This window comes from Sphingobium sp. ZW T5_29, assembly GCF_044987515.1.
Taxonomy (GTDB): Bacteria; Pseudomonadota; Alphaproteobacteria; order Sphingomonadales; family Sphingomonadaceae; genus Sphingobium.
Genome location: NZ_JBJDRM010000009.1, coordinates 33928 through 56269, shown reverse-complemented (window position 1 = coordinate 56269; position 22342 = coordinate 33928). Strand labels below are relative to the sequence as shown.

Sequence of the window (22342 nt, the reverse complement as noted above, 5' to 3'; positions counted from 1 at the left end):
CTTTCAGGGTCAAAGCTGGTCGATGCAGAGCTATTCCTTGGTCCTTGTGCGACATTAATGACACAGCGTCGCTGGAGGGAGCTGATTGCTGCCGATGGCGGTATTGGATTGAATCGGGGGATTGAATCGGGATGAAAATCGGGTTTCGCCAAAGGAAAATTTGCGACAGCGCGGTCACCCGCATTAAGGGGGTACGCATTGTCACCGTTGAGTATGCATATGCCGTCCCTGACTGATCGCGCCCGTTCCTCCCTGATCTATGCTTTGTTGATCGCGCTATTGGCGCTGCCTTTTATGGCGGACCTGGCTTTTCCACTGGGGACGGCGGTGTGGGTTGCCTATCTGCTGCCCGCGGTGATCGCCTATCTTTCGCCCCGCCCGCAGGCGCCATTGGTAGTGGCGGCAATTTCGACCCTGTTGACCATGATCGGCTTCACCCTCGCTCCGGTCGGCATAGACCCGTCGGTAGCTGCGCTTAACCGTACGCTGGGCGGCGCGGTGACGTGGATCCTTGCGATCGTCGGATTTCTTTTCATTCGCAGCCGTAACGCCGTACGGCGGGAAGAGTGGCTGCAGACCGGTCAGGTCGGACTGGCGGAAGCGGTCGGGGGCGAACAGCCGCTGGATGAACTGGCGCGCAGCGCGCTGGTTTTCCTGGCCGGTCAGCTGAATGCAAAGGCCGGCGCCATCTTCATACGCAATGGCGATGGCTTTCGCCGCCATGCCACCTATGGCGTCCCGGCAGAGGCGCAGGTGCCGACGCGCTTCGGACTGTCCGACGGCCTGCTGTCGGAAGCTGCGCGGGACGGTCGCGCTATAATGCTGGATGCGGTGCCTGACGGATATCTCTATTATGGATCGGGCTTGGGACAGAGCAAGCCCGACACACTGCTGATCGCCACGACGAAGGCGGACGGCGTGGTCAATGCGGTGATCGAATTGGGCCTGGCCCGCGCCGACGCCGCATTGGCGGATCAGCTGCTTGCTCGCGTCGGTCATCAACTGGGGGTGGCGATCCGGTCCGGCAAATACCGCGCCCGATTGCGCGAGTTGCTGGAAGAAACCCAGCAACAGGCCGAAGAATTGCAGACGCAAAGCGAAGAGCTGCGCGCCAATAATGACGAGCTTGAAACGCAAAGCCGCCAGCTTCAGGACTCCGCAAGTCGGCTGGAAGCCCAGCAGAGCGAGCTGGAGGAAAGCAACGCCCGATTGGAAGAACAGGCCCGCCAGCTCGAAATTCAGCGCGATGACCTGACCCGTGCTCAGGGTTCGTTGCAAAAACAGGCGAGCGATCTGGAGCAGGCCAGCCGTTACAAGTCCGAATTCCTGGCCAATATGAGCCACGAATTGCGCACGCCGCTCAATTCCCTGCTCATCATGGCGCGGCTGCTGGCGGAAAACCGCGCGGGCAATCTCAGCGCGGATCAGGTGCGCCACGCTGAAACCATCGAAACGTCGGGTAACGACCTGTTGACCCTGATCAACGATATCCTGGATATTTCGAAGATCGAGGCGGGCAAGCTGGAACTTCAGCCACGCCGTTTCCGGGTCGTTCCTGTCATCGAAAAATTGCAGGCGATCTTTGGCGCGTCTGCGCAGGCAAAGGGCCTGGCCTTCCGCATCGCGAAAGAAACCGATGTGGCGGACATCGAAACCGATCAGCAGCGGTTGGAACAGGTGCTGAAAAACTTCCTGTCCAACGCGATCAAATTCACGGAAAAGGGTGAGGTCGCATTGACCGTCGGGCAGGAAGCCGATGGCCGGATTGCCTTCACCGTCCGCGATACCGGCGTTGGCATTCCCGATGATCAGCAGCAGGTCATTTTCGAAGCGTTCCGCCAGGCCGACGGGACCGTCAGCCGTAAATATGGCGGCACCGGCCTTGGCCTGTCGATCTCGCGTGAACTGGCGCGCCTGCTTGGCGGCGAAGTGCGCGTTGAAAGCACGCCGGGGCAGGGCAGCGCCTTTTCCCTGCTATTGCCGCAGCGGTTCGACCCGTCCTTGAGTCAGGTGCCGTCCGTTGGTGCGCCCGATCCGGTGCGCCCGCGTCCATCCAACCCCACGCCACCCCGCTTGCGGCCAGTGACCGTGATCGAGGATGATCGCGGACAGCTTGCCGGGGACGCGCGTGTCATACTGATTGTAGAGGACGACCCGGTGTTCGCCCGCATCCTGTGCGACATCGCGCATGAACAGGGATTTCAATGCCTTATCGCGGGCACCGCCGATGAAGGCACGCTGATGGCGCGGCAATATGTGCCCCATGCCGTCATCCTGGACATGAACCTGCCCGACCATACCGGCCTGTCGGTGCTGGACCGTATCAAGCGCGACGTTCGCACCCGACATATTCCGGTGCACGTCGTATCGGTGGATGACGACAGTCAGGCGGCGTTGTCGAGCGGCGCGATCGGCTATCTGTTCAAACCTGTGAAGCGCGAACAGCTGATCGACATGCTCGAAGGGTTGGAAGCGCGCATGGACCAGCGGATGCGCCGGGTGCTGGTGGTGGAGGATGACGCCCAGCAGGCCGAAAGCATCAAGCTGCTGCTCGCGTCCCGCGATGTGGAAACGCTGGAGGCGCATTCCGCCGCGCAATGTTTCGACATGCTGGGGCGCGAAACATTCGACTGCATGGTGCTGGACCTCAACCTGCCCGATGCAACCGGCCTTGATTTGCTGGAGCGGCTCAGCGCCGATGACAGCGTCGGTTTTCCGCCCGTCATCGTCTATACCGGTCGCGACCTCAGTCAGAATGAGGAATTGCGCCTGCGCAAATATTCCAAGTCCATCATCGTGAAGGGCGCCAAGTCGCCCGAACGCCTGCTGGACGAAGTGACGCTGTTCCTGCACCAGATCGTGTCCGAACTGCCCGAACCCCAACAGCAACTGATCGCCAAGTCCCTGAACCGCGACGAAGGGCTGGAAGGTCGAAATATTCTGGTGGTCGAGGATGACATACGGAACGTTTATGCCCTGACGAGCATTTTCGAACCCCATGGGGTGCATGTCCGTATCGCACGTAATGGCCGCGAGGCTCTCGTCGCGCTTGAAGAAAGCGCGCGCGGCGCCGCCGCGCCTGTGGACCTGGTGCTGATGGACGTGATGATGCCGGAAATGGACGGGCTCACCTGTACGCGCGAAATCCGCAGCCAGCCCTGGGGCAAGTCGATGCCAGTCATTGCGCTGACGGCCAAGGCGATGGCGCGGGACCAGCAGGAATGCCTGCAGGCCGGAGCGAATGATTATCTGGCAAAGCCGCTCGACGTCGATAAACTGCTCAGTCTGGTGCGGGTATGGATGCCGCGCTGACAGAGCCGGCTTGGGGGCCACTTGACGAAATAGAACTTGATCTGCTGCTGGAGGCGATCTGGCGGCATTATCATTATGACTTCCGGGGCTATTCTCGTGGATCGCTGCATCGTCGCATGGCGCGGGCGCAGCAGCATTTTGGCTGTGCCAGCCTGTCCCACCTGCAACATCGCCTTTTACGCGAACCGGCCATTTTCGCGGATTTGATGAGCTTCTTGACGATCCAGGTCAGCGAAATGTTCAGGGACCCCGCTTATTTCCGCGCTCTGCGGGAAAAGGTGATCCCGCACCTGCGGACTTACCCTTCGCTCAAGGTCTGGATTGCGGGATGCGCCAATGGAGAGGAATTTTATTCGCTCGCCATCCTGTTCCGGGAAGAGGGGCTGGAAGACCGCACCATTTTCTACTGCACCGACATCAGCCCGGCTGCCCTCGAACGAGCGGAGGCGGGCATATATAGTCGCGACCAGATCGCACATTTCACTGAAAATCATCGCCGGTCGGGCGGCAGGACGTCATTGTCAGATTATTATACCGCCGCATATGGCGCCGCCGTGTTCGACAAATCGCTGCGCCGCCGCGCCGTTTTCGCGGAACATAATCTCGCCAGCGACCAGGTGTTTTCCGAAGTGCAGCTTGTGTCGAGCCGCAATGTTCTGATCTATTTCGACCGCAACTTGCAGGACCGCGCGCTGGGACTATTTGGTGGATCGCTGGTGCGCGGCGGCTTCCTGGGTCTGGGGTCCAAGGAAACGCTGCGCTTTTCACGCCATTCATCCGGGTTCACCGATTTTGACGAAGCGGAAAAGATTTTCCGGCGCAATGGCCAGGCTCTGGGTGGGGCAGACTGATGCATATTGATCCAGTGAAGATACTGGCCGTGGACGACGTGCCCGAAAATCTGGCCGCGCTCGATGCTCTGTTGAGCGGCGAAGGGTTGGAGCTGTTGCAGGCGCGGTCGGGCGATGAGGCGCTGGAACTGCTGCTGAAGCATGACGTCGCCCTTGCCCTGCTGGACGTGCAGATGCCCGGAATGGACGGGTTCGAACTGGCCGAACTGATGCGAGGGACTGAACGAACGCGCCGCGTGCCGATCATTTTCCTGACAGCGGTCGCCACGGACGAACGCCGCCGCTTTCGGGGTTATGAAACCGGCGCTGTGGATTATCTGCTAAAGCCCGTCGACCCGCAGATCGTGCGGAGCAAGGTCGCCATTTTCGTGGAGCTGTTCCGGCAACGGCTGGAACTGTCGCGTCAGCGCGACGACCATGCCGCCGCTCTTGCCAAGCTGACGGCGCATGGCGACAATTCGCCACTGGCGCTGGTCGAACTTGACGCAGATCAGCGGATCATATCCTGGTCGAAGGGCGCGGAACGGCTTTTTGGGTGGCGCTCCGCTGAAGTCGCGGGCTTTGGCGCGGTCGAGGTCAAGTGGCTGGGCGCCGAGCAAGAGGCGGATTTTGCCGCGCTGCTGAATGATATGATCGACGGTACGCTCCCCCGCGCCACGCAGACGCTGCGCTTTCATTCGGCTGAGGGATTATCGCTGGATTGCGAATGCTATTGTTCTGCGCTGCGGGATGGGACGGGGCGCTTCTTTTCGATCAACTTGCAGATATTGGACGTCACTGATCGCCGACGCGCCGAAGAAACCCAGAAGTTGCTGATTGGCGAGCTGAACCACCGGGTAAAAAACACGCTTGCATCCGTTCAGGCAATCGCGACGCAAACGCTGCGCCATTCGACTGGCCCTTCCGATTTCGCGCCTACCTTCATTGGGCGCATTCATGCCTTGGCAAGCGCCCATTCCCTGCTGAGCGGCGCGACCTGGCAGGTCGCCAGCCTGCGTGAACTGATCGAAGGACAATTGTCGATCGGCGCTATTGAAGCGGACCGGTTCGAAGCGGCCGGCCCCCCGGTCGACCTTCCCCCTGAACCCGCCCTTCATCTGGCGCTCGTGTTGCATGAACTGGTCACCAACGCGCATAAATATGGTGCGCTTTCCGTCCCGGAAGGACGTGTGCGTCTGGCGTGGGACGTCAATGATAACCAATTGGTTCTGGAATGGCAGGAACGCGGTGGTCCGTCCGTGACGCCGCCCACGCGCCGGGGCTTTGGCACCGCACTGATTGAACGAAGCCTGCGGGCAGATGGCGGTAGCGCGGAACCGCATTATGACGCCGACGGGATCGGTTGGACACTAACCCTGCCCTATATGGCAGGTGCGCGACATCGTGGCCCGCGACTTCGCCCCAGAGTGATGGGCCGCGCGGGCGAAGGAAGCGGGACGGGCGGCGTGGACTTGCAAGGCAAAAGGCTGCTGCTGATTGAGGATGAAGCGCTGATCGCGCTTGAACTTGCCGCCATATTGGAAGATTCGGGGGCAACTTTAGTCGGCCCGGTCGCCTCGGTGGACGAGGCGCGAGCCATGATCAAGGGCCGCGAATTCGACGGCGCCCTGGTCGACGGCAATTTGCAGGGGGAGCCAGCCGACCGCGTGGCGCAGGCGCTGACCGACAGGCAGATTCCGTTCATCTTTGTCAGCGGCTATGGCAGCGAACATCTTCCGGCACAGTTCGACCACATACCGGTGGTGGCAAAGCCTTTCGACGCCCATCAACTGTTGGAAATGGTCGCCGCAATGTGGATCGCGACCGATAAAGACGCGGACGCCGCCGCCTGACCAGGCGACGACCCGCGACCAACCTGAGAGCATCGTGCGCAAAAGTGGGAACCGGTTTTGCGCTTAAGACGATGCGATAACAAAAACTAGAGCATTTTCGAAGCAGATGGATTCATCTGCTGACTCGGAAAATGCGGAAGACAAAAAGAAAATAGAGCATGGTCCGATCCAGTATGATCGGATCATGCTCTAGAGCGCGCGACCTGCGTCCGATTAAACACAGCGCGCTCTAGCTTTAAAAAAGAGGAGGCCCGCCCTTATGCAAGGCGGACCTCCAGCATTGGCTTGGAGGAAGCGGCCAAGCACTTGGGCCGCTTCTCGCTATTGCCGCCCTTTAGCCGCCGAAGCGATAGCGCAGCTTCAACCCGTACATTCTGGGTTCGCCATAATTTGTCGACCACACGCCCAATGTCTGGAACACCCCGGAATTGCCGACCGGAACCAGCTTGTTGGTCAGGTTGGTGCCGAACAGGGTTGCATCGAACCCGCTGCCACCGACATTGCGCCAGTTGATCGACGCGTTCAACAGGCTGTAGGCCTTGAATGTCACCCCCGGTTCCACGGGCACGCCGTTGAGTTCGGGCGGGCTGAGTGGAGAGGTGTTCTGGCTGGACAGATAGGAATAGCTGACGAACAGCGACATTTTTCCCATATCCTCAGGCACGGGGATGTCCAGCGTGCCGCGCAGATTGACAATCCACGGCGTCAGGAATTGGAACCGATTACAGCTATAATCAGCCACTTCGCCGGCGGGCACGCGCCCACCAGGGAAATCGCCGCCATTGCATGCAAATTGCCCCGCCGGGGTCAGCACCAACTGTTCGAACTTCTTGTAGTCCGCGTCGGTATGACTGACCGTCGCGGCGAGTTCCAGCAGGTCGAACGGCCGGATTGACGTTTCAACTTCCAGCCCCTGAACATGTGCCGAAGCGCCCAGCACCTGCGCGCCCTGGGCGCTGGTAATGACGTTGAAGTCGCCCGCAGGACGTTGAATATTATTATATTTCGAAAAATAATAGGTTGCGTTCAACCGGAATGGAATTGTGCCGCCCAAGCGCCAGTCGGATTTGAAACCGGCTTCATAGCTCATCAGCTTTTCGGGTTGGAATACCCGCGTTTCGGGACGCACGGCAAAGGTATTGATGCCGCCAGCCTTATATCCCCGGCTCACCTTGGCATAGAGCATCAAATCGCTCGTCGGCCGATAGTCCAGGCCCAGCGTGTAGGTCGGCGCCTTGCTCTTGAGCGTGGCGTCGAACTGACAGCCCGAACCTGGCGCGCCGCCTGCATCAAAGTCATTCGCCGCGTCACCCAGCGGCACCGACTCGCCATTCACGTTACAGATGACGTTACCGGGGATCTCCGAATCCTGACGGAAGCCATAGCTAAAGCCTGAAACGGTGTCCCAGGTGTAGCGAAAGCCCGTAGTCAGCCGGAGTCCTGCAACGGCCGATGTCAGGACGCCAAGGTCGAGCGTCGATTGGGCGTAAAGCGCCTTAGACTTGTTGCTGACGCCGGTATAGGACACTCCAGGGGAGCAAACGCCCGTATATAGGGCAGGGCAGAAGTTGAACGACGCACCGCCCCACAGCCGGTCAGGTTTGGAGTCATAGTAAAATCCGCCCGCCGTAAAGTTCAGGCGGTCATCCAGCATCGCCCCCTGGATCTGCAATTCTTCCGTGAACTGCTTCAGCGAGTCGCGAGGGAAGTCCCAGTTGTCGTCTCCGTTCACATAGACATTGCCCGGAGTGATCGGCAGGCCAAATTCCGACAGTCCAGGGATCGGGAAGTCGGGCAGGTCGGCATTTTGTCGGGCAGGATCATATTGCTGGAGCGGCGTGCCGTCCTGATCCGTCCCATAATCGCTGCGCAATTTCTGGAAGCTGATGATGTTTCGCAGCGTGAGTTCGTCGCTTAACTCTAGCGCCGTCGTATTGATGACACCCCAGGTTTCGATCTTGCTGAAGGCGTCGGTGCTCATGCGCGTCCGACGCGGGCCGATGGCGTTCGCCCGGTCGGTTTGTTCCTGGTAAACATCGCAGGACACGCCAAGGCCAGGCACGGGCGGATTGCCGCAAAAACCCACCGCCTGAAGCAAGTCAAAGTTCCAGCCGCGATGGATGAACCCCGCGCCATTATTTGACGATTTGGTGCCATAGGCGAGCAGATAGTTTTCGAAACGCTCCGTTGGCCTCATCATGATGCCGATGCGGCCCGAATACCAATGCTTGTCGTCCCGCCATTTATTCCACACGATATCTTTGGTGTAGCCGCGCCGGTCTTCATAGGCGGCAACCGCACGCACCATCAGTTTTTCGCTGATGATCGGAACGTTGATCGCGCCTTCCAGACTGACGAGGTTGTAGTTTCCGACGGACGCCTGGACATAGCCTTCGAACTTGTTCGTCGGCTTGTGCGGCGTGAACAGCACCGCGCCGCCCGTGGTGTTACGTCCAAACAAAGTCCCTTGCGGGCCCGACAGGACCTGAACATTTTCCAGATCGATGAACATGCCCGGACCGCCTTGCAACGGCAGGCTGATCGATGCGGGAACCGGCACTTCGGCCATGTAGACCGCCACTGCTGGTGACGACAGGAAGCCGGTCGACTGGCCACGGATTGAATAGGATTGGGAATCCGACGTCGCCGATCCCTGCGTACCCGCCACCAGCGACGGCACGGTTCCGTACAGATCCTGCGGTTCGGAGATGTTGAGTTGTTCCAGTCGTTCCGGCGTGAACGCAGTCACGACCACCGGCACATCCTGTGCCCGTTCCTCGCGCCTTTGTGCGGTGACGATGATGTCGGCGCTGGAAATGCCGACCCTGCCCGGTGACGCGCTTTCATTGGCTGTTGGCTGATTGTCCTGCGCAATTGCCGGACTTGCGAAAAACGCTGCGAAGGCTACGCCCCCCATCAGCGCCGAACGAGCTACACTCGCCATCTTCCTCTCCCTATTTGTTCTTTTTGTGATGGTGGTGTACCAGAATGGTCATAAACGGCACTCAAGCACGCCACACACCCAGATACTTTATAGCATCTTCGCAACTCTACGTATAGTGGCTATAATTTCGGTAACGAACATTAAAGTGCGTATATTAAACCCCTGATCTTTAACAAAAGCGACGGGGGCGTTTCTATTTTGCCGCCATGATTCGGCGGGACTTCACGCTTGCGGATAAGGCCGCCGACGTGGATAACATCGGCATGATCGTGCCGGACGGACCCGCGACCGCTGCGCATGTAGCGGTTCATTATGATGAACTCGACATCGCCTATCGCCGCATGTGGGGGGATCATGTCCATCATGGCTATTGGCGCGACGGCAGCGAAACCGTCGAACAGGCGGTGGCGGCGTTGGTCACGCTGGTGGAGCAGCGGCTTGCGTTGAAGCCGGGGCATAAGGTCTGCGACATCGGGTGCGGATATGGAGCGACCGCCGCCGATCTTCTGAGCCGAAATGACGTATCGATCGTTGGGTTGACCCTGTCGGCGGCGCAGCAGCGGGTTGCCATGGACCGTGATGCGGGCTTTAAGTGCCTGTTACGCGACTGGATGGACAATGATCTGGAAACCGGCGCCTACGACAGGGCATATGCCATCGAAAGTTCTGAACATATGGCCGACAAGGCGCGCTTCTTTGCGGAGGCGAGGCGCATATTGCGGCCCGACGGCAGGCTGGTCGTATGTGCATGGCTGGAAGGGGAGGGCGTCCCGTCATGGCAGGCCCGCTACCTGCTGCTTCCCATCTGCCGCGAAGGAAGGCTGCCGAGCATGGGTAGTCGGGCTGATTATATCGAACTGGCGGCGAACGCAGGGTTCGCGCTGGCGGGTTATCAGGATATCAGCCGGCAGGTCCGGCGCACCTGGTCGATCTGTCTGATGCGCCTGTTGAAGGGGCTGGTCACCGATCGCGAAATCAGACGGCTGGCGTTCGGTCGAACCACCCAAAGCCGCGATTTCATGCTCAGTCTGCCTCGCCTGATCATCGCACTGCGAACGGGCGCGATGCGTTATGGCATGTTCGAGTGGAAGGCACGATAGATGAACCTATATGGTTTATCTGGCCAACGCGTGAAAATGGCGGCGTCATGATCGACCTGGCGACAAGGTCGCGGCAGGACGAGCAGATGGATGCCCCCGGCCTTGACCCGGCGGTCTATGAACGCGTCTTGCACGACCTGGCGCGCGTCAATCGCTGGACCTTCACCGCCTGGCCGACCATGGCCTTCCTGAACCGGGCGGTGGGATCGGCGAAGCAATTTCGCTTGCTGGACGTGGGCTTTGGCGATGGCGATATTTTGCGGGCCATTGCGCGCTGGGCACGGCGGCGCGGGATCGACGCGCAATTGGTCGGCGTCGACCTCAACGAAAAAAGCCTGAACGCAGCGCGTAACGCCACCCCGCGCGATCTGGCGATCGATTATCGGATTGGCGATTATCGCGACCAACCTGAACGGTTCGATTTCATCATTTCCAGCCAGGTTGCGCACCATATGACCGATGCGCAGCTCATGACATTCCTGCGCCATATGGAAAATGAAGCCCGGATCGGCTGGCTGTTGTGCGATCTTCATCGCCATGGCTTTGCCTATCGGGGCTATCCCCTGCTCGCGCGGCTGTTGCGCGTGCACCGGATCGTGCGAGAAGACGGCCAACTGTCCATCGCGCGCGCTTTTCGGCCCGGTGAGTGGCGTGACTTGATGGTTCAGGCCGATATTCCTCCCGACCATGTCAGGATCGTCCGTCGCTTTGCCTTTCGCCTGTGCGTTGAACGGGTGCGGGAAACGCCTCTCAATCCCTGACGATGCGGGTCAGCGCAGCGGCTCGCGTTCCCAACCGGGGGACCCATCGGATCAATTCCATCATCGCGCGGCGCGGCAGGGGCATGGCGGCCCCACGGCGCAGCATTTCCGCAATGCCCAGCGGTCGGCGGGACTCCCGGTTCATCCTGCGCTGCCAGTCGGGCGCGGCCCCGGAACCTCCGGCGATCATCGCGCGCGCCGCGCTCGCGCCGCTGGTCAGCGCGATGGCGATCCCATCCCCGGCAAGGGACGCGATGACGGCGGACTGGTCACCGATGCGAAAAACGCCATCCTCGCTTCGCCGCGCGCGCCAGCCATAGGGGACCCCGGCGACGGCCTCGAAATGCGGTGGGTCGATATCGGCCATCCGGGCAGAAAGCGCTGGCGCTTCGCTCATAAGGTCCGACAACAGCGCAGCGATACCGCCCGCCTGGCTCAGCCGGTCACTGCTGACCGACAGGCACAGGTTGGCGGACCCATCTTCCTGCATCAGCAGTCCGGCATAGCCATGATCGAACAGGTGCAACTCCACCACCCCGGCCAACCCATCGAGCCGCGGCGGGCAAGGCGGCAAGGATGCGCGCAACCCGACTGACGAATGGGTGAACTGACGCGCAAGGCCGCGCATCTCATGCTTGCCGGTCGCCAGGAAGATGGCGTTGGCGGCGATGATTTCCCCGTCGTCCAACCTCACCGTGCGGGCCAGCGGATCGACGGCGCGCGCCGCCCGGCCGCGCGTTACGTCGGCCCCCGCCGCGATGGCCGCATCGATCAGCGCACTGTCCAGGGCTTTGCGCGAAATGCCTGCGGCCGTGGCAGGCAGATCGGCTGTCACCGTCCGCCCGCGCGTTACCAGCCTGAACCGGGAAATCGGGCGCGCGCCCAATGCCCAGGGGTCGATGCCCAGATCATCGAGCGCCGCCAGCCCGTCCCATCCCAGAAATCCCCCACACACGCCGCGCGGCGGGGCCATGTGCCGCTCTACCAATCGTGGTTTCAGTCCAGCCTTCGCCAAGGTGATTGCCGCCGCCGAACCAGCCGGGCCTCCGCCGATGATGATTGCGGGGACGGGCATCAACCCGCTCTGGAAAAGCGGAAACCTTCCGCAGCGACGCCGGGGCCAAAGGCCAGCGCCACACCATTTGTCCCCCGCCGGTCGTCCAGCATATCGGCCAGAATGAACATCAATGTTGCGGACGACATATTCCCATGCCGGGCAAGGACGGAACGGGAAGGGGCCAGCGCGCCTTCGTCCAGATCCAGCCCATGTTCCACGGCGTCCAGTATCGATCGGCCACCGGCATGAACCGCCCAATGGTCGACCTCAGCCGGGTCGGTCGATCCACATAGCCGTTGCCGGATGGAGGGGTCCTTGAGCGCCGACTGGATGCGTGCGGGCACTTCCCCGGAAAGGTGCATCAGGAACCCGCTATCGCCCACATGCCAGCGGATCAGTTCGGCGGAATCCGGCAGGGTCAGCGCGAATGGCTGGCCCAGGCTGATCCCCCGCGGGTCCGCCGTGACGAGCGCCGCCGCCGCACCGTCGCCGAATTGCAGCATCATCAGCAGCCGGTCGACCTGCTGTTCCGGTTGCAGATGAAGCGACGACAGCTCCACCGTGACAACCAGCACCCGCGCCGCCGGTTCGGAACGAACGATATGGCGGGCGGTGCGCAGGGCGGCGACCGCGGCATAGCAGCCCATGAAACCGACCAGCGTCCGCTCCACATCGGCAAGGCCCAGCGATGCGGCGATGATCTGATCCACGCCGGGCGCTATGAAGCCGGTGCAGCTGGCGACCACCAGATGGGTGATGTCCTCGACCGCCACCTTGGCGCTCAGCGCGTCGATCGCGCGCAGCGCCAGCGTCGGGGCGAACTCCCCATATAGCGCCATGCGCCGCGCCGTCGAAGGCATGCCGTCCGCGTAAAAGCCGCCCGGATCGACGGGGGAGCCACCCCCCGGCGCGGCGGGTAGAACCGACCAGCGGTGGTCGATGCCGCTGCGGTCGGCCATGCGCGTGAACAACTGCCGCGCGCGATCATCCTCCAGTTGCCGGGCTGCCCACTGGATGAAGGAAAAGTGCACGTCCTGCTCTGGCACTGCGCAACCGATCGCGTTGATGCAGGCGCTGGTCTGGGTCATCGGCTTCCATTCTCCCGGCGAAAGGACTGGAACGCCGCTACGCCTGCGGATGATCCTATTGCACCCGCATGCCACTGGAAAGCGATCTTGTTACAATGGACTTTTCACCGCCAAGGGCGGACGCAGTGATAATCCGCGCCCGCCCTTGGCCAGTAACCACAGCTATTCGGCAGCCAGCGCGGGCGCGGCGCGGAAGTGCGGAATGACCTTTTCCCCGATATTGCGGATCGTTTCCATGATCACCTCATGCGGGATGCCGCCCATCTGGAACATGAACAATATTTCGTCCGCGCCTGCGTCGAACAGGCGGGTGACGTAGCGGATGCAGTCATCGGGCGTCCCATAGGCATCCTGCGCCACTTCGAAACTTTCGGTATGATGGCGACCAACCTCGATCTTCTCTTCGGACAACCAGGCGACGGTTTCTTCCTTGTGCCGTTTCAGCGCAGCTTCCTGTTCACTGGCGTCCAGATCCTCGACCGACGGCTTTGGACCTCCTGAATACCAGTAGCCCAGCGACTCCACGAAGAAACGCTGGCCACGCAGTCCGACGCGGCGCGCCTTTTCCCGGTCATCCAGAACGATTGCGGGGCACAGGGCGGCCAGATGCGCCTGCGGGCGGTATCCAACCTGGTCCTCTGCCTTCCGGCTGGCATAGGCATCCCTGTAGATGGCATTTTTGTCGGCGATGTCGTCCGGTCCGGCAAAGCCCAGCACCAGCGCGCCCAACCCGCGCGAACCGGCGGTGATCAGGGAATCGGCGCGGGTGCAGGCCATGTAGAGTTGCGGATGCGGGTCCTGTTTGGGGCTGGGATGAATGGGACGATGCGGGATTTTTACATATTCCCCATCATGCTCGATCTCGCCTTGCTTCAATATTTTGGGGATGAGGTACATGCTCTCATCGACCATCGGCTGCAGTTCGGACAGTTGATAGCCAAATGTGCCTGCTTCCTGCTGGGTTCCGCCCTTGCCCATGCCGAAATGCACGCGCCCGTTGGACAATATGTCGAGCGTCGCGATACGCTCCGCAACCTTCACCGGATGGTTCATCGCGGGCGGCAGGCACACGACGCCATGACCGATGCCGATGCGCGTGGTGCGACCGGCCAGATAGGCCAGGAAGGTTTCCGGCGCGGACATATGCGCATATTGCGTCAGCGCGGTGTGTTCGACCGCCCAGATGACGTCGAATCCCATCTCCTCCGCCAATAGCGACTGTTCGATGATCTCGTGAAATACGCGCTGTTCATTTTCGCGCGACGTGTCCGCCATCTGCGCTTCATAGATGATAGAGAACCGCATCAACCTCTCCCATATGTCGGTCTATGCGGGCAGGCTATGACTCCAACGGCGCTCTTGCATCCTCCAAATGGATCAGAGGTCGAAATCGCTGCCGGTCGTGCGCAGCAGGTGAATAAGCTCCCCCTGCCGATGCGTGCCGGTCTTTGCAAAGATCGCGCGCAGGTGGGACCGCGCCGTGTTATGCGCAATGTCCAGGATGCGGGCCGCGTCCACCAGCGCCGCACCCTGGGCAAGGTGGACGGCCAATGCCGCTTCCGCCGGGGTAAGCTGAAACCGGTCCCTCAGCGACTCCGCATCGGGTCCTTCGGCCCGCGCAGGATCGGACAGGAACAGCGCCACATGCGCCCCATCGCCATAGACGGCGGAGGGCAGCGCCCGCGCGACCCCGCGCAGGGGCGGTTCATCGGCGGCGGGCAGTTCGAAGCGCACATCTTCGCCCGGTGACGGCGGCGATGCGAGCAGGCGGGTCAGGCTGGCGCCGCCCGCGTGCATGGCCGGGGCCAGCCGCCCATTATCCTCCCGAATGAAACGCCCATCCTCCAGCAGGCGCTGCGCCACCGCATTGCGGCGCAGGATGCGCCCGTCGCGCGCCAGGATCAGCGTCGCGACGGCAAGCCCCTCCATCGCGCTGCTGAATACCTGCCGTTCCGCCTGGGTGGACGTCAGCCGCGCATGCAGGTCCAGCGCGATCCGCAGATGCGGGATCAGGCTGGCGATCAGCGCGCTTTGCGCATCATCGAAATCGGGGCGGCTCTGGTCGCGGGTGACGCGCAACCGCACCGAAGCGCCAGAGGAGGCCTGCAGGTCCACGCCCAGAATCTGACCGCCGCCTGTCTTGTCGAGCCATTCCCGGAAACGCGGGGACACATGGCGCACGAAATCCTGGAACGCGACTACCTGACCTTCGGGCAGGCCGACGAAAGGATCAGCGTCGGACAGTTTATGATATTCATCCGCCCGGTCGGGATCGACATCGGGCGTGACATGGGCATCGATCCCCGCCGGGCCGATAGCGACCAGCAATGTGGCGAAGGTGGCGTCGGCCGCATCCGCCAGCGCACGCAGAAATCCTTCCCAGGGCGGCTCCTGCATCAGCCCGCCATATAGCGCCTCCAGCAGCGCGACGGGGGGAAGGGGAACGGCCGGATCGGTCATGTTCCTGTCCTAGAACATCGCGCGCAAAAGTGGGAACCGGTTTTCCGCCAAAAGCGATGCGATATCAAAAACTGGAGCGCGCAACCTGCGATTAAACGCAGCGCGCTCCAGAGCCAACGGGCGGGCCGCCGCAAAGTCTTTCCCGCCCGTCGCCCATGCCGGATCGCAGGTCAGTGGCGATAGGCCAGCGTGACGCTGTACCGGCGCGGGGGATTATAATAGGCCTCGGTAAAGCCGAAGCTGGTGGACGCATCATAGCCTGCCGTGATGATCCGCTTGTCGGTCAGATTATCCACCCCGGCGCGCAGGGAAAAGCCGCTGTCTGCCAGACGGAATTCCGCGCTGGCGTTGACGATCGCATGGTCGGGCTGGCGCAGCAGCGGCGTATTTTCGGTGTCGACGAACACCCCGCTTTTATAGGCGACATCGACCCGGAAAATGCCCTCCAGTCTATCGGTCAGCGGCGTCTGGTAGACGGCGCTGCCATTGGCGGTGATGTCAGGGGCCTGCTTCAGCTTGCGGTCGCTGACGTCGGTCGGCACGTTGTTGATGACGGACACATAGTCCTTATACTTGGCGTCGAGCAGACCCAGCGCGCCGGTGAACGTGAAATTCGGCGACACGCGGAAAGCGCCCTCCAGTTCGATACCCTGGATGCGAGACCGGCCCGCATTCTCGTTCCGCACGACGATCAACCCGCTGGTGCTGAGGGTCGAAATCAGGATCTGCTGGTCGCGATATTCATTGCGGAACACCGCCAGATTGATGGTGGCGACCCGGCCAAAGCCCATCTTGAGACCCGCTTCGTAGGACGTCAGATATTCAGGATCATAGGACCCGATTTCTTCCAGAGATGTCGGACGACCGTTGAACCCGCCCGACCGGAACCCGCGCGAATAGGAAGCATAGGCCATCAGGTCCGGCTTGAACTTGTACGACAATGAAGCGCGCGGCGTGAACGCGTCCCAGCTTTTCGCCTGCTCATAATAGGGCGTGCCCGCCAGCAGCGGCTGCCCCGAATAGATGCGCATCGCCGATTGGGAAAAATTCTTGCGCTCCCACGTATAACGCGCGCCCAGTTCCACCGACAGCTGGTCGGTCAGTTCATAATTGCCGTTGGCGAACAGGGCCAGGTTGCGGGTCTTCTGCCGGTTGCGGAAATCGATGTTGAGGTCCAGCGCCACCGCCGGGATGAAAATCCCCGGCGCGACTTCCAACGGGTCCAGCCCGGCGGCGACCATCGCGGGATACAGGCCATCGGCGACGACCAGCCGCGTATTGTCGCGCGCTATTTCCTGATAGGCAAAGGCGCCCAGCAACAACGAACCGCGCCCGCCCAGGTCCATCTGCAACTGCAGTTCCTGGCTGACCTGCTGCGCATTTTCGTCATGGATATCACCGGCATAATTGACTTGCGACGACGCATCGCCATCGCGCCCGAACAGCGCATCGACATATCGATAGGCGGTGATCGACTTCAGCGTCATGCCGCCCAGGTCCGCCGTCAGCGTCAGCGCGGCGTTGATCGCGTCCGTATTATCCTTGCTTAACGAAGGCGTGGTGTCCGTCCGGTCAATATCGCCCGGCACGGTGCAGCAGGGCGCGATCAGCGTGGATTGCAGGAAGGACAGCAATGTCGGCGTAAAGGCGATCATGCTGTGCGGCGCGCTGTTCTGCCGCCGGTGCAGCCCGTCGACCATCAGCAATATGTCTAGCGGACCGGACTTGTGCAGCGCGACCTTGCCCGCGATGACATTGCGATTGCCCAGATTGTCGCCCGACGGGACCTTCTGCCAGCCTTCGCCAAATTCGCCCAGCGCAGCGAAGCCCAGCGACCAGTCGCCCGACAATGGCATTTCGGCATAGACCCGGCCACGCACGGTGTTGAACGACCCATAGCGCAGGTCCGCTTCGATCCGCTGCTGCTGGCCGGGGATAGCCGACACGATGTTGATCGCGCCGCCCACCGTATTCTTGCCGAACAGCGTGCCCTGCGGCCCGCGCAGCACTTCGATCCGGTCGATGCCCAGCAGTTCGGTCGTCGCGCCAAAGGTGCGGGCGACATAGACGCCGTCCATGTAAACGCCCACCGCCGGGTCGGACGTGATGATGAAATCATTTTCGCCAACGCCGCGGATGAACGGCGCAATGCCGCCCGAATTGCCGCCCTGACCCGGCGTGAACTGGATGTTGGGCGCGATCTGGCCGATCTGCGTCACATTATCCAGGCCCCGGCTGTCCAGCGCTGCGGAATCGACGGCGGTCACCGCGATTGGCACATCCTGCAATCGTTCCTCGCGGCGGCGGGCGGTGACGACGATGTCGCTGCTCAGCGCGCCTTGCGATGCTCCCGGATCGTTGATCTGGGCCAGCGCAGCACCCGGCGCGGCCAGGGCGGTAAGCGAGACGATGGAAAGCAGATGATTGCGCATGTTTCCTCCCCCAAAAATATCATTCTTATTATTGTGTATTGCGGCCGATCATAGCGCGGACGGCCTGCCGCTTCACCTGGGCGCAGCAAAAATGCCGCGCCCGTTGTATCTGTGCATCAGTGGCGGACAATAGCCCGTTTCGTCAGGCAGTCCATTCGATCAGATGGCCGATATCGGCACGTTCGTGCGGCTTGCGCCCCGCCTTGGCCAGATGATGCGCGGTAATGGTGGACTCCGGGCTGAGCGGTGACGTGACTTCGATCACCCGGTCATATTCGGTCCGCGCGATCCGCCACTGGCCTTCTTCACGGCGGTAAACGTCGCGATAGATGGCGCTGCCGATGGTGTGGTAACTTTGTTCGACATCGATAAAAATGTCTTCCAGATACCAGACGCCTTCTGCATCGTCGGGGCCGGTCAGGGTGATTTCCGGCATATGGCCATGGTGCATGGCTACCGCACCCGAATGGAAACTGTTGGCCAGGAATTCCAGCATGTCGGCACGGCCCGACAGGCGGACGCGGTAAGTGCCGCCACGATAATCCACCGTGACATCTTCGGTAAAGAGCGTGCCCAAAAGCGGCATGTCCGCCGTATCGATCCCGCGAAAATAGCGGTGCTTGAGCGTACGGATATCTTCCAGATCGGAAAGTTGCTGTAATGTGTAGGCCATGGATCCTCGTCCCATTTTTATGCGCAATTTTTCGCTTATCGGTGCATGAATAATGATGATGCGTAAAAAGTCACGCATCCTTTTGTTCTAAATCCGGTCGCGATCAAACCCCGAAGCCGCCTGAAACCGAAATGCGCTGGCCAGTGACATAGGCCGCTTCGTCCGACGCGAAAAACAGGCAGGCCTGGCCGATTTCCTCCGCCGTGCCCCACCGTTTCAGGCACAACAGCCGATGCGTGTTGCTGACCCAGCGCTCATCGATTTGGCCAAGGCGGGTCAGTTCGTGCAACTGCCCGGCGTCGATCACGCCGACCAGCACCGAATTGGCGCGGATGCCATAGCGCCCTTCCTCCTTCGCGATGCCTTTGACCAGTTGCTCGTTCGACGCCTTTACGGCGACCGACATGCCGTCGCGCGCTGGCCACCAGTCGTGCCCGGCGGACCCCAATGTGACGAAGCTGCCGCCGCCCTGTTCGCGCATATGGGGGATGACCGCCTGCGCTGCGGCGAAAAAGCCATGCACTTCGACATCGAAGGCGTGCCGCCACTCGTCCATCGGCGTTGACGCAAGATAGCGTTGGTTGACGAGTGGCCCGGCTGCCCAGATCACGCTGTGCACCCTGCCATGGGCGGCGATCGCCTGGGCGACGGCGGCCTGCACATCCTCTGCACTGACGACGTCGGCCTGGTGGACGGTCGCCTTGCGCCCCGCATCACGGGCCGCCTGCGTGACCTGTTCCGCGCGATCATGATTGCTGCGATAGACGATGGCGACGTCGCTGCCACCCTGAGCGAACACCTGCGAAATGCCGCTGCCTATCCCGCCGCTGCCGCCGAACAGCAGTGCGCATCCTCCCGGAAATGTAGCCACATCTTCTCCCTTGCATCTTTGTTTCTGGCGGCGGTCAGTTTTTGGCCCGCCACTCCGCTGTCGTTTCGTCCATGTCGAATGGGCGGACCATCATCAACACGCCGCTCCATTCGCGATCGTCCAGCCGGGCGGCCTTTTCCTGTTCGCCGATAATGTGGATGTCGTCGCGCAACGCTTCGAACAGGGCGTGGACGCGCGCGCGCCCGGCCTTGCTCATGATCACCATGTCGGACACGTAAAGGGCGTCCTCCGCCCCGAAATCCATCGACATGAAGAGCGGCTTTACCGTGCGTTCAAAGGCGGCGGACAATGGGCCGCCCCGACGCCACCGCACCGACCGCCTTACCATGGGCCGAACCCGTCCGCTTGGCCCGACGTCGATCAGTCCCAGCCGGGCCAGCCGGTCGATATGATCACCCAGCCGGTGCTGGGGCAGGCCCAACTCCCGCTCCAGGTCGCGCGGCTGCGCCCCGTTCAGGATCGCGAAGAAGGCGAGGGCGAGTCCCCGATCGGCCGCCAGTACCCGTTCCTGCGCCAGGGTGAAATTTTCCAGCCGTTCATCCTCGGCGCCCGCCATCAGGTCGCGCATGTCCATACCGATCAGGGCGCACATCTCGTCCAGCCGGTCCAGCGTCAGGCCGTCGCCGCGCAACCACCGCCAGATCGTGGGTTCGGCCACGCCCATATCCTGTGCAAGCTGCCCGACCCGCACGCCGCGCCCCTTCAATTCCCGCCTCAATGTGGACAGGATGGTAGCGATGCCCGGCCTGCGCGTCTTTGTCATTTTCAACCATCCTATCTCTTGATGATAGTGAACGATCCTGTAGCGATAGCACAACATATATAGCTGTTGCGCCGTCAAAGCCGCAGGGCCAGTTTCGCAAGGCTTTAAAGGCACAGCGAAAAAGCGCTGGTAGGAGAGGATATATGGCGACGACGGCGGACTACAGGCTGGGCGAATTCACCTTTCCGCGTGGCTGGTTCATGGTGGCGCGGGCCAGCGACCTGACCGGCGCGCCGACGCCCCTGCGCATGTTCGGGCGCGATCTCGTCATCTATCGCGGCGCTTCGGGGCGGGTCGTCCTGCTCGACGCCTATTGCCCGCATATGCAGGCGCATCTGGCGGCGGAGCAGACGTCAGGCGCGGCGGCGCAGAGGATAGAGGGCGATTCCATCCGCTGCCCCTATCATAGCTGGCGGTTCGGGCCGGACGGGCGCTGCGATCACATCCCCTATTTCGACGGCACGATCCCGCCAGCGGCAAAGCTGCGCGCCTATCCGGCGCAGGAAGCATTCGGGTGCATATTCGCCTGGCACGATCCTGAAGGGGGACAGGCGGACTATGAACTTCCGGCCCTGCCTGAATGGACCGATCCGCAATGGATTCATGGGGAATATGATGATTTGGGCACATTGCCCGTCCATCCGCAGGAGATACTCGACAATCTGGTCGACACCCGCCACTTCGGGCCGATCCATGGGCAAAAGCTCGCCTATTTCGACTCCGTTTTCGAAGGCGTGATCGGTCGCCAACTGTCGGGCGGGGGACATGAAACCATGACCAGCGAGGATGGCGTGCTGGACGTTGACGCCTTTTACACTGGACCTGGCATCCTCATCGCCCGCTATTCGGGCGAAACCGACGCGGTGCAGATCATTTGCCACACGCCCCAGGAAGACGGCGTCACGCAGGTCTGGCACGGCATAGTGACGCGGGGACAGGACGTGCCGCCGTCGGCGCGCGATGTGGAAATGCGCGACCAATATCATGGCGCGGGGCTTGCCGCATTTTCCCAGGATTTCGCGATCTGGCGGACGAAGGGGCCAGCCATCAACATATTGCGCCTGCCGACCGACGGCCCCTTTCACCGCAGCCGGGCCTGGTATCGCCAATTCTACAATCCACGCGCCAAGGCGCTGGAGCTTCAGGCACGCGTCAACGGCGTGCATCACACCAGCGGCATAGCGGGCGCTCCCGGACTGGCCGACGCCGCCGAATGACAAGCTATAATAGGAAGGAAGACCATGGGCAGACTATTTCCTGAAGGCGCGGTCGCCGTCTTTGGCGGCAGCGGCGGGATCGGCAAGGGCGTGGCGCTGGCCTTCGCGCGCGAAGGCGTCGATGTCGCGATCTTCTATCGGTCAAAACAGCAGGTGGCGGAAGCGACGGCAGCGGAAATCCGTGCCCTCGGTCGCAACGCCACCATCCATCAGGCCGACGCGCGCAATTATGAAGAAATGGAAGCCGGCTTCGCTGACGCCGTTGAATCCCATGGCCGTATTCACAGCATCGTCTGGGGCGCTGGCCCGGTCGTGGCTCAGGTCAACATCGCCGACTGGTCGCTGGATCAATTCCGCGCGTCGATGGAAATCGAAGCATTCGGCTTTTACCATGCGGCGCGCATCGCGATCCCGCACTTCCGCGCGAAAGGCGGCGGCTCCTTCGTGCATCTTGGGTCGGCCGGGCATGACTGGTGGCCGCATCTCGACGGACTGTCGGTAGCGCCCAAGGCGTGCAACGAATCGTTGGTCAAGGGCATCGCGAAGGAAGAAGGCGTCAACGAAATCCGCGCCAACTCCATCCTCGTGGGCGTCATTGATGCGGGCCAGTTCAAGGTCGGCCAGGAACAAGGCTATTTCGACGAAAATTGGGAGCGTGAGGTCAAGAAACTGCTGCCGATAAAGCGGTGGGGCAAGGCAGAGGATATCGGCAAGGCGGCTATATTCCTGGCATCGGACGACGCCAATTATATAACGGGCCAGACGCTGTCGGTCGCAGGCGGCTTTGGCGTCTGAGGCTACGGCGCCATCACGGTCGACGCCCGGCATTGTCTTTGCGATGCGTGAAACTTGTTGCTATGTACTCCGCGAAGCGCGGCCAAGATGTAGGTAAGATGCCTTATAGCGTTGGCCATTTCGGTCATTCATACGCGGTGCCTCTGGTCCGTGGTGGGGAGTGTG

16 protein-coding genes are annotated in these 22342 nt (G+C 61.6%); 7 read left to right on the top strand and 9 right to left on the bottom strand.

Going from position 1 to position 22342, the window contains the following annotated elements; all coding sequences use genetic code 11:
• Positions 1-219 precede the first annotated feature (219 nt).
• From ACI3KQ_RS09375 to ACI3KQ_RS09365, 3 genes are read left to right on the top strand one after another with little or no spacing between them, the layout of a single operon-like run.
• Positions 220-3312: a response regulator gene (locus ACI3KQ_RS09375; protein WP_404956955.1), complete on the top strand. Its 3093-nt coding sequence runs from the start codon at positions 220-222 to the stop codon at positions 3310-3312.
• Positions 3297-4163: a CheR family methyltransferase gene (locus tag ACI3KQ_RS09370; RefSeq protein WP_404956953.1), complete on the top strand. Its 867-nt coding sequence runs from the start codon at positions 3297-3299 to the stop codon at positions 4161-4163. The genes ACI3KQ_RS09375 and ACI3KQ_RS09370 overlap by 16 nt, the downstream gene beginning before the upstream one ends.
• Positions 4163-5995, top strand: a complete 1833-nt coding sequence (locus ACI3KQ_RS09365) for a response regulator (RefSeq protein WP_404956951.1) — start codon at positions 4163-4165, stop codon at positions 5993-5995. The genes ACI3KQ_RS09370 and ACI3KQ_RS09365 overlap by 1 nt, the downstream gene beginning before the upstream one ends.
• 334 nt (positions 5996-6329) lie before the next feature.
• Here ACI3KQ_RS09365 and ACI3KQ_RS09360 read toward each other — a convergent pair whose 3' ends face one another.
• The gene (locus ACI3KQ_RS09360) at positions 6330-8939 is read right to left on the bottom strand and encodes a TonB-dependent receptor (RefSeq protein ID WP_404956949.1); all 2610 of its coding nucleotides are present in this window, start codon (positions 8937-8939) and stop codon (positions 6330-6332) included.
• Between the two features lie 248 nt (positions 8940-9187).
• Between ACI3KQ_RS09360 and ACI3KQ_RS09355 the strand changes: the two genes are divergently transcribed.
• The gene (locus ACI3KQ_RS09355; RefSeq protein WP_404956947.1) at positions 9188-10039 is read left to right on the top strand and encodes a class I SAM-dependent methyltransferase; all 852 of its coding nucleotides are present in this window, start codon (positions 9188-9190) and stop codon (positions 10037-10039) included.
• A gap of 47 nt (positions 10040-10086) precedes the next feature.
• Positions 10087-10800 carry a methyltransferase domain-containing protein gene (locus tag ACI3KQ_RS09350; protein WP_404956945.1) on the top strand — a complete coding sequence of 238 codons (714 nt, stop codon included), beginning with the start codon at positions 10087-10089 and terminating at the stop codon, positions 10798-10800.
• Here the strand turns inward: ACI3KQ_RS09350 and ACI3KQ_RS09345 are convergent.
• From ACI3KQ_RS09345 to ACI3KQ_RS09310, 8 genes are all read right to left on the bottom strand, one after another.
• On the bottom strand, positions 10790-11875 hold the full coding sequence (locus ACI3KQ_RS09345; protein ID WP_404956944.1) for an NAD(P)/FAD-dependent oxidoreductase: 1086 nt from the start codon (positions 11873-11875) through the stop codon (positions 10790-10792). The two genes, ACI3KQ_RS09350 and ACI3KQ_RS09345, sit on opposite strands and share 11 nt — an antisense overlap.
• Positions 11875-12945, bottom strand: coding sequence for a type III polyketide synthase (locus ACI3KQ_RS09340; RefSeq protein WP_404956942.1), 1071 nt, complete (start codon positions 12943-12945; stop codon positions 11875-11877). Before ACI3KQ_RS09340 ends, ACI3KQ_RS09345 begins: the two co-directional genes overlap by 1 nt.
• A gap of 162 nt (positions 12946-13107) precedes the next feature.
• Positions 13108-14250, bottom strand: a complete 1143-nt coding sequence (locus ACI3KQ_RS09335; RefSeq protein WP_404956940.1) for an LLM class flavin-dependent oxidoreductase — start codon at positions 14248-14250, stop codon at positions 13108-13110.
• A 72-nt stretch (positions 14251-14322) separates the two neighbouring features.
• Positions 14323-15405, bottom strand: coding sequence for a helix-turn-helix transcriptional regulator (locus ACI3KQ_RS09330; RefSeq protein ID WP_404956938.1), 1083 nt, complete (start codon positions 15403-15405; stop codon positions 14323-14325).
• Between the two features lie 170 nt (positions 15406-15575).
• Positions 15576-17837, bottom strand: coding sequence for a TonB-dependent receptor (locus tag ACI3KQ_RS09325; protein WP_404956936.1), 2262 nt, complete (start codon positions 17835-17837; stop codon positions 15576-15578).
• 142 nt (positions 17838-17979) lie between these two features.
• Entirely contained in the window at positions 17980-18510 is a 531-nt protein-coding gene (locus ACI3KQ_RS09320; RefSeq protein WP_404956934.1) for a nuclear transport factor 2 family protein, read from the bottom strand.
• A gap of 103 nt (positions 18511-18613) precedes the next feature.
• Positions 18614-19381 (bottom strand): SDR family NAD(P)-dependent oxidoreductase, encoded by a 768-nt coding sequence (locus ACI3KQ_RS09315; protein WP_404956932.1) that lies wholly within the window; start codon positions 19379-19381, stop codon positions 18614-18616.
• Between the two features lie 34 nt (positions 19382-19415).
• The gene (locus ACI3KQ_RS09310; RefSeq protein ID WP_404956930.1) at positions 19416-20165 is read right to left on the bottom strand and encodes a helix-turn-helix domain-containing protein; all 750 of its coding nucleotides are present in this window, start codon (positions 20163-20165) and stop codon (positions 19416-19418) included.
• 143 nt (positions 20166-20308) lie between these two features.
• Here ACI3KQ_RS09310 and ACI3KQ_RS09305 point away from each other — a divergent pair, with 143 nt between their 5' ends.
• Together ACI3KQ_RS09305 and ACI3KQ_RS09300 are read left to right on the top strand one after the other, a co-directional pair.
• Positions 20309-21382 carry a Rieske 2Fe-2S domain-containing protein gene (locus tag ACI3KQ_RS09305; RefSeq protein WP_404956929.1) on the top strand — a complete coding sequence of 358 codons (1074 nt, stop codon included), beginning with the start codon at positions 20309-20311 and terminating at the stop codon, positions 21380-21382.
• Positions 21383-21406: 24 nt separating this feature from the next.
• Positions 21407-22177, top strand: coding sequence for an SDR family NAD(P)-dependent oxidoreductase (locus tag ACI3KQ_RS09300; protein WP_404956928.1), 771 nt, complete (start codon positions 21407-21409; stop codon positions 22175-22177).
• Positions 22178-22342 lie beyond the last annotated feature (165 nt).